Consider the following 13,761-nt stretch of genomic DNA (forward strand, 5'->3'; position numbering starts at 1 on the left):
TGCGTGCTCCACGAAGTAGCCGCCGAGCACGCCCACGCGCAGGCCCTGCGCGCCCTGGCCGAGCGAGCGGGTGACCGGCTGTACGCAGGTGGCAAAGCAGCCCGGGTCCAGCGGGTCGGGGCCTTGCAGCGCGTCGTAGGCCAGGGCCAGGCCATCCAGGTCGTCGGCAAAGGGCCCCAGGTGGTCGATGCTGTTGACGAAGGGGTAGCTGCCGCGCCGCGAGAGGCGCCCAAAGGTGGGCTTCAAGCCCCACACGCCGCAGAACGAAGAGGGCACGCGGATGGAGCCGTTGGTGTCCGAGCCGAGCGCCAGCGGCACCTGGCCCGCGGCCACCGCCGCGCCCGAGCCGCCGGAAGAGCCACCGGCCACATGGCCCAGCCGGTGCGGGTTGTGGCAGGGGCCGTAGTGGGTGTTTTCGGTGGTGAAGCCGTAGGCGTATTCGTCCATGTTGAGCGAGCCCACCAGCACCGCGCCGGCCGCCTGCAGCCGCTCCACCAGCACCGCGTTGGCGGTGGCCGGTGGGTGGCTGCGGTTCACCTTCGAGCCGGCCAGCGTCACCTCGCCCTCGCTGTCGAAGAGGTTCTTCACGGCGAAGGGCACGCCGGCCAGCGGGCCCAGCGGCTCGCCGCGTGCGCGCTGTGCGTCGATGCGCGCGGCCTGCGCGCGGGCGGCCTCGAAGCGCCGGCCGGTGAAGGCGTTCACACGCGTGTCGGTGGCTTCGATGCGCGCAATGCTCGCCTCGATCACCTCGGCCGCGCTGCGCTCGCCGCGGGCCACGGCGTGGGCAATGTCACTCAGGTGGGGTGCCATGTCAGCGGTCCTGAGGAAAGGGCGCCGGGCAGTAGAGCTCGGCCACCTCGTCTTCGTCGTGCAGCGGCACGGCGTCCAGCAGCGCGGCCATGCCGGCGGTGCGGTGCATGTGCGAGGCCACGCGCGCGGCCTGCGCGGTGTCCAGCCGCAGGCCCACCGCCACGGCGGCGGCCTGCACGTACACCAGCGTCTGCACCTCGTTCATCGGCGCACCTCGCGCTGGAAGATCTCCAGGCTGCGCTTCTTGGCAGTGACGAAGCTGGGCTCCGAGAGCGTGGCCGTGGTGCGTGGACGTGGGTCGTCGTACGACAGGATCTCGGCCACCTTGGTGGGCCGCTTGGTGAGCAGCAGCACCTGGTCGGCCAGGTACACGGCTTCTTCCAGGTCGTGGGAGACCAGCACCATGGTGGTGCCGGTCTGCATGAAGACCTCTTGCAGCTTCTCGCGGATGAACAGCGTCATCTCGAAGTCAAGCGCAGAGAACGGTTCGTCGAGGAACAGCACCTCCGGGTTGGGCGCCAGCGCGCGCATGATCGAGGCCGTCTGCTGTTGCCCGCCCGAGAGTTCGTAGGGGTAGCGGTTGAGGTCGAACTTCACGTCGAAGCTGGCCACCAACTCGGCCATGCGGCGGTCCACCTCGGCCTTGCTCTTGCCTTCGAGCTTGAGCGGGTAGGCGATGTTGTCGATGGTGCGCATCCACGGGAACATCGCTTCGCGGTAGTTCTGGAACACGTAGCCGATCTTGGTGTCTTTCAGGCTCTTGCCGTCAAACAGGATCTCGCCCGAGTCGATCGGCACCAGCCCCGCGATCATGTTGATCAGCGTGCTCTTGCCGCAGCCGTTGGGCCCGAACACCGACACGATCTTGTGCTTGGGGATGTCGAGGTCGAAGTTCTCGTACAGCGGCCAGCCGGCAAAGTACTTGGTGAGCCCGCGGATGGTGATGTGCGTGCCGGCCGGGCCGGGCTTGAAGGCGGGCGTGGGCACGTCGGCAAACACGGGGGCATTCAGGACGGTGCTCATCTTCCACTCCAGTGCACGATGCGGCGTTCAACCACGAGGAACAACACGTTCAGCGCATAGCCCAGCGCACCCGCCGCCAGGATGGAGGCGTACATGTCCTTCACGTTCATCACCTGCTGCGAGTTGATGATCCGGTTGCCCAGGCCGCTGTCGGCGCCAATGAACATCTCGGCCACGATCACGATGACCAGCGCCATCGACACCGCCGAGCGCAGGCCCACGAAGCTGGGTTGCAGGCTCTCCCAGATCAGCACGTCCTTGAACACCTGCCAGCGCGTGGCACCCATCACCTTGGCCGCCATCACGCGCTGCTTGCGCGCATTGATCACGCCGTAGGCGCTGTTGAACACCACGATCAGCAGCGCGCCAAACGCGGCGATGGCCACCTTGTTGATGTCGGACACGCCGAAGATCATGAGGAACAACGGGATCAGCGCCGACGACGGCGTGGAGCGGAAGAAGTCGATCAGGAACTCCACGCTGCGGTAGGCCTTCTCGTTGCTGCCGAGCAGCACGCCCAGTGGCATGCCGACGATGGCCGCGATCAGAAACGCCTGCACCGTGCGCCAGACCGTCACGGCGAAGTCCGTCATGAGCGGGCCGCCGGCCAGGCCGCCGAAGAGCGCGCCCAGCGCGTCCATCGGTGGCGGCAGCAGGATGGGCTTGATGAAGCCCAGGCGCACGGCCAGGTCCCACACGATGAAGAGCACCACCGGCCCCACGAAGGGCAGGGCGCGACCCCAGTCGGTCTTCTTCGGCGCCGCCGGGGCAGCGTGGGACGCGGGTGGCGCCCAGGGTTTTCCGGCCTCGGCCGGTGCAGAGGTCGTCATGGCATCAGCCCTTGTAGAGCATGGTGTCGACCATCAGCCGCGACGAGAAGATGCCCTTCTCGCTGAACAGGTCGAAGAACTTCTGGAAGTGCGCCACGTCGGCCGGGGTGAACTCGTTGTACATGGTGTAGGCGGCCAGCGGCACTTCAGCGGTGAGCGCGCCTTCAATGGGCGTGTAGCCCTTGAGGTACTGGCGCGCTTCCACCGACTTGCTGCGCACATAGGCCACGCCCTTGCCGTAGGCGGCCACAAACTTCTTGGCCGCATCGGGGTTCTTCTTGATGAAGTCTGACGAGAGCGAGGCCGAGCCGCCGAACCACGGTGCCACGGGGTCGCCCAGCACGTATTTCGCGATCACGCCGGCTTCGAGCACCTTGGTGGTGCCGTTCATGCGGCCGATGGTGCCCGTGGGTTCGAGCGTGTAGGCGCCGTCCACCTGGCCTGCCGCGAGCGCGGCCACGTGTTGGCCAATCGGGAGCTCCACCACGGTGGCGCCGACTGCGCCGCCGCGCTCCAGGATGGTCTTGGCCAGCGTCACGTTCTGGATGCCGGGGCCCGATGCCACGCGCTTGCCTTTGAGGTCGGCCATCACCTTGGCCGGGCTGGCCACGGGCACGATGACTTCGTCCAGCACGTTCTTCACGTTGCTCGGATTGGAGCAGAAGATCTTGAAGGTGCCGGGCTGGGCGATCTCGCCGATGGCGATGTTGGCCGAGCCGGTGCCGTTGGCGGTGCCGTCGGCGCGGCCGGAGAGCACGGCCTCCATCACCTGCTGGGCGCCGGCGAACTTGAGGGGCTCCACGTCGAGCCCGGCCTCCTTGAAATAGCCCAGCTCGATGGCCGCATAGAACGGCAGGCCCGCCGCAATGGGCCAGTAGCCGATGCGGATCTTCGGGCCGGCCTGCGCGTGCAGCAGGGCCGGCGCACCCAGCACGCCCATGGCTGCACCGGCCACGCCGAGCTGCAGCACCTGGCGCCGGCGCGACGAGAGGGAAGAAGAAGTGGCGGTCGTGTGGGTCATGCGGGGCTCCTGGAAAAAGGGGAAAGGGAAGCGGGAATGAGGTCGGCCATGGCCTGCGGGGCGGGCAGGGGCTGGCCCGTGGCGCCCTGGGTCAGGCCGGTGGCGTGGTGAAAGCGCTGGCCCAGCTCGGCGAGCTGCCAGTCCGAGCCGCAGCGGCCAATGAGCGTGATGCCGAAGGGCAGGCCGTCGGCGCGCAGGCTGGCGGGCACCGACAGCGCGGCGTAGTCGAGCAGGTTGACGAAGTTGGTGTATGCGCCGAGCTGGCGGTTGAGCGCCACCGGGTCGGCCTGCATGCGGGCGATGGTGTGGTGCGTGGGCGCGGTGGGCACCACCAGCAGGTCGATGCCCTGCCAGAGCGCTTGCGCCTGTTGGGCGAGTGCCGCGAGCTGCGTTTGCGCGGCCACGAGGTCGGCGGCGCTGTAGCCCCGGCCGGCGGCGATGATGCCGCGCACCGGCTCCATCACCTCGTGTTCGTACGCGTCGAAGAAGGTGCGCACGGCTTCGTAGCGCTGTGCCACCAGCGCGCTGCCGTAGAGCATGTCGGCGCACGCCGAGAAAGGCGCGAAGTCCAGCGGCACCGCCTGGCCGCCCATGTCTTGCAGCTGCACCAGGGCGTCGCCGAAGGCGGCGCGGGCGGCCGCGTCACCAAAGAACTCGGGGTGGGATGGCACGCCAAAGCGAAAGCGCGCGCCAGATGACGCGCCATAGGGTTCGGAGGCCATGGGCAGGGTGCGCGAGTACGGGTCCGCCGGGTCGTGGCCCATGGCCACCGCCAGCACGCGCACCGCCGCCGCCACCGTGGGGGTGAAGATGGAAACGCAGTCCACCGCCTGCGCCGCCGGCACCACGCCGCGCGCGCTGATGAGCCCGCGCGAGGGCTTGAGGCCCACGATGTTGTTCAGGCCCGCCGGCACGCGGCCCGAGCCGGCGGTGTCGGTGCCCAGCGCAAAGTCCACCTGGCCGGTGGCCACCACGTAGGCCGAGCCGGAGCTGGAACCGCCGGACACATAGAGCGGGTTGAGGGCGTTGGGCACCGCGCCATAGGGCGAGCGCGTGCCGTTCAGGCCGCAGGCGAACTGGTCCAGGTTGGTCTTGCCGTGCAGCGCTGCACCAGCTTCGAGCAGGATCTGCACCACGCTGGCGTGCGCCGGGGCGGTGTACGCAAACGCCGGGCAGGCGGCGGTGGTGGGCCAGCCGCCCACGTCGATGTTGTCCTTGACGGCAAAGCGCAGACCCGCCAGCGGGCCGCCGCGCGCACCTTGCATGGGCTGCGCGGGGCGGTGAATCCAGGCTTCGGGCGCCAGGCGCGCGGCAGGCGCCGCCGCCGGTGGGGCGGTGGTGGGGGAGAGCGTGTCTTGCACCATGAACAGGCATTCCATCTTGGATACAAGTTCTCATGCAAGTTGAATGCCAGCCCTTCCTGCCCTGTGCGCCTTGCAAATACTGCATTTGCAGTATTCACCCGCGCACGGGCCCTCCGATGAACAACCCACACCCTTCATCACTCTGTGAGGTCATCCATGTACCGTCTTTCTCAAAAGTCCATTCGCACCCAGCTCCTTGTGTTGCTGGGGTCTGCAGCGCTGTTTCTGGCCTGCGTGGTCGGCATGGGCACCTGGAGCCTGCTGCGCACGGCCAACCTGGCCGACCAGAACCACGAGGTCAACATGCCGCGCCAGGATGCCGCCAATGATCTGGCCAAAGCGGTGGCCGCGCGCGCCCTGGCAGCGCGCAACCTGGCACTGGCCAGCGACCCCGCCACGCGCGATCAGGAATTCGCCCGGGTCAAGCAGTCGCATGCTGCGACGCTGGAGGCACTGAACCAGCTCAAGAAGCTGGTCGCAGAGGCGGGCGCTGAAGAGCGCCGACTCGTGGAAAGCGTCGACGCCATCGAGCAGGAATACGGCCCCATCGCCCTCAAGATTGCCGACATCGCGGTGTCCGGCGATCTCAGCGCGGCGGGGTACATGACCATCGAACAATGCCGTCCGATGCTCGAACGCCTGAACAAGAGCGTGTCGGACCTGCTGGCGCACGAAAGAACGTCGCTGCATCGCGATCACGACCTGCTGATGTCGACCACACAGAAGACCGTCGTCGCTGTGGCCGTGTTCGGTGTGGTGGCTGTGCTGTTGCTGGTGGGCCTGGGTCTGTTCATCGTGCGTGGTCTGGTGAACAGCAGCCAGGCGGCCCTGGTGGCGGTGGAGAAGATGGCCGCTGGCGACATGTCGCTGCGCTTGCAGGCGGAAGGCGACAGCGAGCCCCAGCGCGTGCTGCGGGCACTCGACGGCATGGCCCACCGCCTGCGGGAAGTGCTGGGCACGGTGCGCCACGCCACGGACCAGATCGCCATTGCCAGCGATGAAGTGGCCAAGGGCTCGCTGGACCTGTCCACCCGCACCGAGATGGCCGCCAGCAGCCTGCAGGAAACGGCCGCCAGCATGGAGCAAATGACAGCCACCGTGCAGCAGGCCAGCGGCTCGGCCCGCGAAGCCAACCAGCTGGCCGGTCAGTCCGCCAGTGTGGCCCGCCAGGGTGGCGAGATGGTGGAGCAGGTGGTGCGCACGATGGGCGACATTCAGCGCGGCAGCAGCCGCATCGGTGAAATCATCGGCGTGATCGATGGCATCGCCTTCCAGACCAACATCCTGGCGCTCAACGCCGCGGTGGAAGCGGCGCGGGCCGGCGAGCAAGGCCGTGGCTTTGCGGTGGTGGCCGGCGAGGTGCGCAACCTGGCCCAGCGCAGCGCGCAGGCCGCCAAGGAAATCAAGGTGCTGATCGAAGCCGCCAACGACCAGGTGGCCGGTGGCACCCGCCTGGTGCAGGAAGCGGGCGGCACGATCACCGAGGTGGTGGAAAACGCCCGCAGGGTCAGCGGCATCGTGGGCGAGATCATGGCCTCCAGCGCCGAACAGGCCGACGGCGTGGCGCAGATCAACGTGGCGGTGGGCCAGCTGGACCAGATGACGCAACAGAACGCCGCGCTGGTGGAGCAGACCTCGGCGGCCGCCGAAAGCCTCAAGGACCAGGCCCGTCACCTGGCGGCTGCGGTGGCGGTGTTCCGCTTCGACAGCGCGACCGATGCAGCCGCCCTGCCACAGGCTTGACACAATGGGCCGATCCAATCGGCCCATGCAGACTGTTGACCTGGTGTACTTCAACGCAGGCGGCGGCCACCGGGCCTCCGCACTCGCGCTTCAGGCCGTGCTGTGCGAACAGCCACGGCCTTGGCGCGTCAGGCTGGTGAACCTCTTCGAGGTGCTCGACCCCAACGCCCGCTTTCGCAAGATGACCGGCAGAGCCCCGGAAGACTGGTACAACCGCCGCCTCGCACGCGGCTGGACGATGGGCATGTCGCAAGAGCTCAAGGTGCTGCAGGCGCTCATTCGCGTGGGCCACCCCGCGCTGGTGCGCACCCTGCAGCAGCACTGGCTGCGCACCGAGCCCGACATGGTGGTCTCGCTGGTGCCCAACTTCAACCGCGCCATGGTCGAGAGCCTGGCGGCTTCCTTGCCCGGTGTGCCGTATGCCACCGTGCTCACCGACCTGGCCGATGTGCCACCGCATTTCTGGATCGAGCGCGACCAGCGGCAGCACGTGGTGTGCGGCACGCCGCGCGCGGTGGAACAGGCGCTGGCGCTGGGCCGCGCAGCCGAACGCGTGCACGCCACCTCCGGCATGATCATCCGGCCCGAGTTCTACCAGCCTGCCGTGCTTGACCGCGCGCACGAACTGCGGCGCCTGGGCCTGGACCCCACGCGCCCCACCGGCATCGTCCTGTTTGGCGGGCACGGCTCCAAGGCCATGCTGGGCATTGCCGAGCGCCTGGCCGCCCGCACGCAGCTCATCTTCATCTGCGGCCACAACAAGGCGCTGGCCACGCGACTGCAGGCCCTGCCGCGCGGCGCACCGCGCCTGGTACTGGGCTTCACCACCGAAGTGCCGCGCACCATGCGGCTGGCGGACTTCTTCATCGGCAAGCCTGGCCCCGGCAGCCTGAGCGAAGCCGTGCAGATGGGCCTGCCGGTGATCGTGGTCGACAACGCCTGGACCATGCCGCAGGAGCGCTACAACGCCCAGTGGGTGCGCGACAACGGCCTGGGCATCGTGACCAGCAGCTTTCGTCACATCGACCGCGCCGTGGCACAACTGCTGGCCGACCTCGACGGGTACCGCGCGCGCGTGCGCCGCGTCGACAACCGCGCGCTGTTTGAAATCCCGCTGCTGCTCGAACGCATCCTGGACGAAGCGCAGGCGGTGCGCCAGACCGCGGCGGGCCTGCCCATGGCCTGACGCGGGCAGGGCCCTGTCGGGCAGGCGACAGGCGGCCTGTATTTTCACAAAGCGTCTGCTTGCTGAAAATCGGGGCGGCTGCTATCGTCGCCGCCATGAGCCTGGCCGAATCCGATCTTTCCCCCGCCGCGGCCCCGCGCCGCCCGCGGGGTCGCCCCCGCAAAACCGCCGACGAGCGCGATGACGGCAACCGCCGCCGCGAACTCGTGGCCGGCGCCGCCCGCCTGTTTCGCCAGCAGGGTTTCTCTGCCACCAGCACGCGCGACATTGCCGCCGCCGTGGGCATGCGCTCGGGCTCGCCGTTCTACCACTTCGAGAGCAAGGAAGCGCTGCTGGGCGCGGTGATGCTCGAAGGCATGCAGGGTGCGCTGCAGCGCCAGCAGGCCGCACTCGCGCTGCTGCCGGCGGGCGCCTCGCCGCGCGAGCGCCTGCGGGTGCTGGTGCGCAACCATTTCGATGTGCTGCTCGGCCCCGACAGCGACTTCATTCCCGTGATGCTCTACGAGTGGCGTTCGCTGGAGACCACCCAGCGCGTGGAGGTCAACCGCCTCAAGGACCGCTACGAAGCCGAATGGGTGCCCGAGCTCGAAGCGCTGCACGCGCAGGGGCAGCTGGGGGCCGACCCGGCGCTGGCGCGGCTCATGATCTTTGGTGCGCTGAACTGGTCCGCCCAGTGGTACGTGCCGCCCTCGGGCCGCAGCGCCAAGGCGCGCGCCCGCGCCTCGCTCGACGACCTCACCACCTCGGCCTTGCAACTGTTCCTGAAGGAGCCGGCATGAACACACAGCGCGGATACCGCTCGGCTTTTGCGCCGGGCTTGCTCAACGGGCGCGTGGTGGTGGTCACCGGCGGCGGCTCGGGCATTGGCCGCTGCACCGCACACGAGCTGGCCAGCCTGGGCGCACATGTGGTGCTGGTCGGGCGCAGCCTGGCCAAGCTGCAGGACACGGCCGGCGAGATCGTGGCCGATGGCGGGCGCGCCAGTTTCCATGCCTGCGACATCCGCCAGGAAGACGCGGTGCGCACCGTGGTCACCGCCATCGTGGGCGCGCATGGCCGCATCGATGGCCTGGTGAACAACGCGGGCGGCCAGTACATCACGCCGCTGGAAAACATCAGCGCCAAAGGCTGGCAGGCCGTGCTCGACACCAACCTCACCGGTGGCTTTCTGGTGGCGCGCGAGTGCTACGTGCAGAGCATGCAGGCGCAGGGCGGTGCCATCGTCAATATCGTGGCCGACATGTGGGGCTCCATGCCCGGCATGGGCCACAGCGGCGCGGCGCGCGCCGGCATGGTGAACTTCACCGAGACCGCCGCGCTGGAATGGGCCCGCAGCGGCGTGCGCGTGAACGCGGTGGCGCCGGGCTACATCGCCTCCAGCGGCATGGACCACTACCCACCCGAAGCCGGCCCCATGCTGCGCGAGATGCGCGAGACCGTGCCCGCCGGGCGCTTTGGCAACGAGGCCGAAACCTCGGCCGCCATCGTCTTCCTGCTGTCGCCTGCGGCCAGCTTCATCAGCGGCAGCGTGCTGCGCGTGGACGGCGCGCGCCCGCAGGTGCGCTTGGGCTGGGGGCAGGTGGCTGCACCGGCCGAGGCGCAAACCCGCGACGCGGTGAAACCCTTCGACGGCTTCCACCGCTACGTCACGCCCAAGGTGTTCAGCGATGTTTGAGTCGAGCTTCAACCCCCAGGGCGCGCAGGCGCAGCAGCGGCGCGAAGCCATGCTCGCGCGCCTCGCGCAGCTGCGCGCGCTGGAAGACCGCGCCGCGCAAGCCTCGGCCAGGTCCAAGCCGGTGTTCGACAAGCGCGGCCAGCTGCTGCCGCGCGAGCGCGTCGCCTTGCTGCTCGACCCTGGCGCGCCTTACGTGCCGCTGTGCTCGCTGGCCGGTTACTTGCAGGACAGCAAGGACCCCGAGAAGTCGGTGCCCGGCGGCGGCATGCTCGCGGGCATGGGCTTCGTCAGCGGCGTGCGCTGCATGGTGGTGGCGAGCGACTCCGGCATTGACGCCGGCGCCATCCAGGCGCGCGGGCTGGAGAAGATCCTGCGCGTGCAGGAGATCGCGCTGCAGAACCAGCTGCCCTTCATTCATCTGGTGGAGAGCGCGGGTGCCAACCTCACCAAGTACCAGGTCGAAGGCTTCGTGCTCGGCGGCTCGCTGTTTCGCAATCTGGCGCGGCTCTCGGCTGCGGGCATTCCGGTGATCACGGTGCAGCATGGCTCGGGCACGGCGGGCGGGGCCTACATGCCCGGCCTGTCCGACATCGTGATCATGGTGCGCGGTCGCTCGCGAGCGTTTCTGGCCGGGCCGCCCCTGCTGATGGCCGCCACCGGCGAGGTGGCCACCGAAGAAGAGCTGGGCGGCGCCGAGATGCACACCAGCGTGTCGGGCCTGGGCGAATACCTGGCCGAAGACGACCGCGAGGCGCTGGGCCTGGCACGGCGAGTCATCGCCTCCATTGCGCGAGAAGAAAAGTCCGTTCGCCCTGAGCGCCCATCCGTTCGCCCTGAGTTCACATCCGTTCGCCCTGAGCTTGTCGAAGGGCTCACCCACGCGCGGGCCGGGGCTTCGACAGGCTCAGCCCGAACGGTGATGAGGTCAATTCGAAATGACATGGCGGAACCCCTCCTCCCCACCGAAGACCTCCTCGCCCTCATGCCCGCGCACCACCGCGAGCCGGTGGACATGCGCGAGGTGATCGCGCGCATCGTCGACGGCTCCGAGCTGCTGGAATTCAAGGCGCTGTATGGCGCGGCCACCCTGTGCGTGCAGGCGCGCATTGACGGGCATGCGGTCGGCATCATCAGCAACAACGGCCCGATCGACGTGGCCGGTGCCAGCAAGGCCACGCACTTCATTCAGTGGATGTGCCAGCTGGGCCACCCCATCGTGTACCTGCAGAACACCACCGGCTACATGGTGGGCAAGGACAGCGAGCAGGGCGGCATGATCAAGCACGGCAGCAAGATGATCCAGGCCGTGACGAACGCCACCGTGCCGCAAATCACCATCCAGTGCGGCGCCTCGTTTGGCGCGGGCAACTACGGCATGTGCGGCCGCGGCTACGCGCCGCGCTTCCTGTTCAGCTGGCCACAGGCGAAGACGGCGGTGATGGGCGGCGAGCAGGCCGCGCGCACCATGCAGATCGTGGCCGAGGCCGGCATGGCGCGCAAAGGCATCACGCCCGACCCGGTGCAGATGCAGGCGCAGTTCGACCACATCGTGAACGTGTTTGAAAGCCAGGCCGACGCCTTCCACACCAGCGGCCTGGTGCTCGACGACGGCGTGATCGACCCGCGCGACACGCGCGCCGTGCTCGCCTTCTGCCTGGCCACCTGCGCCGAAGCCGCCGCGCGCGAACCCCGGCGCATGCAGTTTGGGGTGGCGAGGATGTAGAGATACCCGTGCGGGCTGAGCGCTCATCCGCCCGCCCTGAGTCCCCATCCGTTCGCCCTGAGCTTGTCGAAGGGTTCACCAGGATGTTGGCAAGGGCTGCGACAGGCTCAGCCCGAACGGGAGAGTTGGTTCAACGACAAGGAGACAGAAATGCAATTCACCCACGAACACCGCGAAGTGCAGAAGACGCTCAAGCGCTACATCGACGAGCACATCAACCCCCATGTGGACGAATGGGAAAACGCCGAGATGATGCCCGCGCACGAGATCTTCAAAGGCCTGGGCAAGCTCGGCCTGCTCGGCCTCACCAAGCCCGAGGCGCACGGTGGCGCGGGGCTCGACTATTCCTTCAGCATGGCCATGGCCGAAACGCTGGGCCACATCCATTGCGGTGGCGTGCCCATGGCCATCGGCGTGCAGACCGACATGGCCACGCCCGCGCTCGCGCGCTTTGGCAGCGAAGAGCTCCAGCGCGAATTCCTCGCCCCCGCCATCGCCGGCGACATGGTGGCCTGCATCGGCGTGAGCGAACCCGGCGCGGGCAGTGACGTGTCGGCCATCAAGAGCGTGGCCCGCAAGGACGGCGACGACTACGTGATCAGCGGCCAGAAGATGTGGATCACCAACAGCCTGCAGGCCGACTGGATGTGCATGCTCGTCAACACCAGCGACGGCCCGGCGCACAAAAACAAAAGCCTGGTGATGGTGCGCATGCGCGAGAACGGCAAGCTCGTCAAAGGCATCGAGGTGGCGCAGAAGATCAAGAAGATCGGCATGAACAGCAGCGACACCGGCCTGATCTATTTCGACAACGTGCGCGTGCCACGGCGCAACCTCATCGGCCAGGAGGGCGCGGGCTTCATCTACCAGATGCAGCAGTTTCAAGAGGAGCGCCTGTGGTGCGCGGCCAGCACGCTGGAGAGCCTGTCCAACTGCATCGCCTGGACGGTGGAGTGGGCGCAGGAGCGCAAGCTGTTTGGCGCAACGCTGGCCGACCAGCAGTGGGTGCAGTTCAAGCTGGCCGAGCTCAAGACCGAGGTGGAGAGTTTGCGCGCGCTCACCTATCAGGCGGTGGAGCACTACGTGGCCGGGGAAGACGTGACCGAGTGGGCCACCATGGCCAAGCTCAAGGCCGGGCGCCTGAACCGCGTGGTGCCCGACACCTGCCTGCAGTTCTGGGGCGGCATGGGCTTCACCTGGGAAAACAAGGTCTCGCGCATGTACCGCGACGGCCGCCTCGCCTCCATTGGTGGCGGCGCCGACGAGGTGATGCTCGGCATCCTGAGCAAGATCATGGGCATTGCCAAAAGGCCCGCGAAGTGAGCGCGACCCCGTTTGTGGTGGAGCGCGCGGGCGACATCGAGCGCTGGACCCTCAACGACCCCGCCACCCGCAACGCGCTGAGCGACGCGATGGTGGTCGGCCTGTATGAGGCCGCGCTGCGCGCGCAGAAAGACGAGAGCCTGCGCGTGGTGGTGCTCACCGGCGCGCCGGGCGCGTTCAGCGCAGGCGGCAGCCTGGGCCACTTTGCCAGCGCCATCGGTCAGCCGCTGCCCCCGGGTGAAGACGACCCGCTGATCGCCATGAACCGCCGCTTTGGCGACGTGCTGCACGCGCTGTGCGCGCTGCCGCAAATGCTGGTGTGCGCGGTGGACGGCCCTGCCATGGGCGGCGGCTTCGGGCTGGTGTGCTGTGCCGACCATGTAGTGGCCACCGAGCGCTCGGTGTTTGCCACGCCCGAAGTGACGCTGGGCCTGCCGCCGGCGCAGATCGCGCCCTTTGTGTGGCAGCGCCTGGGCGATGCCGCGGCGCGCCAGTGCCTGCTGCAGGGGCGCAGCTACAGCGCCGCGCAGGCGCAGCCGCTGGGCCTGGTGGACGAGCTGGTGGCCAACGATGCGCTTGAAGTGGCGCTTCGCGAGCGCGTGGCCTTCATGCTGCGCACCGCGCCGCGCGCCATGGCGAGCTCCAAGCGCCTGCTGCAACACCTGCGCGAAGAAGTGGCCGACCTGCGCGAAGAAGCCGCCATCGCCTTCGCGCAGGCGCTGCGCGGGCCCGAAGCCGCCAGCGGCCTGGCGGCGTTCGCCAAGAAGCAACCCGCGCCCTGGGTGCCCAAGTCATGAAGCGCCTGCTGATCGCCAACCGCGGCGAGATCGCCCGCCGCATCATCCGCACCGCCCACGCCATGGGCATTGAAACCGTGGCCGTGTTTTCCGAGCCCGACGCGAATGCGCTGCACGTGCGCGAAGCCACCAGTGCGTTTGCGCTCGGCGGCGCGGCGTCGGCCGCCGCGGCGCCGCCGAGCGCAAACGCACTGGTGGCTTCGCGCACGTGCAGCGCATTCGCGTCGGGCTCGGAAAACACGGCCACGGTTTCAATGCCCATGGCG

At 68.5% G+C, this 13,761-nt stretch carries 13 protein-coding genes and 1 pseudogene; 8 read left to right on the top strand and 6 right to left on the bottom strand.

The window, feature by feature from the left end; genetic code table 11:
- The 6 genes and pseudogenes from KXJ60_RS03060 to atzF all read right to left on the bottom strand — a co-directional run.
- Positions 1-810, bottom strand: an 810-nt coding sequence (locus KXJ60_RS03060) for an amidase family protein (RefSeq protein ID WP_291123981.1), incomplete at its 3' end; no start/stop codon positions are given.
- A 1-nt stretch (position 811) separates the two neighbouring features.
- Positions 812-1,015 (bottom strand): AtzG-like protein, encoded by a 204-nt coding sequence (locus tag KXJ60_RS03065; protein ID WP_291123982.1) that lies wholly within the window; start codon positions 1,013-1,015, stop codon positions 812-814.
- Positions 1,012-1,833, bottom strand: a complete 822-nt coding sequence (locus KXJ60_RS03070; RefSeq protein WP_291123983.1) for an ABC transporter ATP-binding protein — start codon at positions 1,831-1,833, stop codon at positions 1,012-1,014. The genes KXJ60_RS03065 and KXJ60_RS03070 overlap by 4 nt, the downstream gene beginning before the upstream one ends.
- Positions 1,830-2,663: an ABC transporter permease gene (locus tag KXJ60_RS03075; RefSeq protein ID WP_291123985.1), complete on the bottom strand. Its 834-nt coding sequence runs from the start codon at positions 2,661-2,663 to the stop codon at positions 1,830-1,832. The genes KXJ60_RS03070 and KXJ60_RS03075 overlap by 4 nt, the downstream gene beginning before the upstream one ends.
- Positions 2,664-2,667: 4 nt before the next feature.
- The gene (locus tag KXJ60_RS03080) at positions 2,668-3,684 is read right to left on the bottom strand and encodes an ABC transporter substrate-binding protein (RefSeq protein WP_291123987.1); all 1,017 of its coding nucleotides are present in this window, start codon (positions 3,682-3,684) and stop codon (positions 2,668-2,670) included.
- A 47-nt stretch (positions 3,685-3,731) separates the two neighbouring features.
- A pseudogene (gene atzF, locus KXJ60_RS03085) lies at positions 3,732-4,949 on the bottom strand (allophanate hydrolase); the annotation flags it as partial.
- 255 nt (positions 4,950-5,204) lie between these two features.
- Between atzF and KXJ60_RS03090 the strand changes: the two are divergent.
- The 8 genes from KXJ60_RS03090 to KXJ60_RS03125 form a co-directional block, all read left to right on the top strand.
- Complete coding sequence (locus tag KXJ60_RS03090; protein WP_291123989.1) at positions 5,205-6,791, top strand: methyl-accepting chemotaxis protein; 1,587 nt, start codon at positions 5,205-5,207, stop codon at positions 6,789-6,791.
- A gap of 25 nt (positions 6,792-6,816) precedes the next feature.
- Positions 6,817-7,977 carry a glycosyltransferase gene (locus KXJ60_RS03095; RefSeq protein ID WP_291123991.1) on the top strand — a complete coding sequence of 387 codons (1,161 nt, stop codon included), beginning with the start codon at positions 6,817-6,819 and terminating at the stop codon, positions 7,975-7,977.
- A gap of 95 nt (positions 7,978-8,072) precedes the next feature.
- Complete coding sequence (locus KXJ60_RS03100; protein WP_291123993.1) at positions 8,073-8,756, top strand: TetR/AcrR family transcriptional regulator; 684 nt, start codon at positions 8,073-8,075, stop codon at positions 8,754-8,756.
- Positions 8,753-9,652, top strand: coding sequence for an SDR family oxidoreductase (locus tag KXJ60_RS03105; RefSeq protein ID WP_291123995.1), 900 nt, complete (start codon positions 8,753-8,755; stop codon positions 9,650-9,652). Before KXJ60_RS03100 ends, KXJ60_RS03105 begins: the two co-directional genes overlap by 4 nt.
- Positions 9,645-11,375 carry a carboxyl transferase domain-containing protein gene (locus tag KXJ60_RS03110; RefSeq protein WP_291123997.1) on the top strand — a complete coding sequence of 577 codons (1,731 nt, stop codon included), beginning with the start codon at positions 9,645-9,647 and terminating at the stop codon, positions 11,373-11,375. Before KXJ60_RS03105 ends, KXJ60_RS03110 begins: the two co-directional genes overlap by 8 nt.
- A 150-nt stretch (positions 11,376-11,525) precedes the next feature.
- Positions 11,526-12,698 carry an acyl-CoA dehydrogenase family protein gene (locus tag KXJ60_RS03115; RefSeq protein WP_291123999.1) on the top strand — a complete coding sequence of 391 codons (1,173 nt, stop codon included), beginning with the start codon at positions 11,526-11,528 and terminating at the stop codon, positions 12,696-12,698.
- Complete coding sequence (locus KXJ60_RS03120; RefSeq protein ID WP_291124001.1) at positions 12,695-13,495, top strand: enoyl-CoA hydratase/isomerase family protein; 801 nt, start codon at positions 12,695-12,697, stop codon at positions 13,493-13,495. The genes KXJ60_RS03115 and KXJ60_RS03120 overlap by 4 nt, the downstream gene beginning before the upstream one ends.
- The coding region (locus KXJ60_RS03125) for a biotin carboxylase N-terminal domain-containing protein (protein ID WP_291124017.1) at positions 13,492-13,761 on the top strand (270 nt) is incomplete at its 3' end. The genes KXJ60_RS03120 and KXJ60_RS03125, both read left to right, overlap by 4 nt.

The sequence above is a fragment of the Hydrogenophaga sp. genome (assembly GCF_019264445.1).
GTDB lineage: Bacteria > Pseudomonadota > Gammaproteobacteria > Burkholderiales > Burkholderiaceae_C > Hydrogenophaga.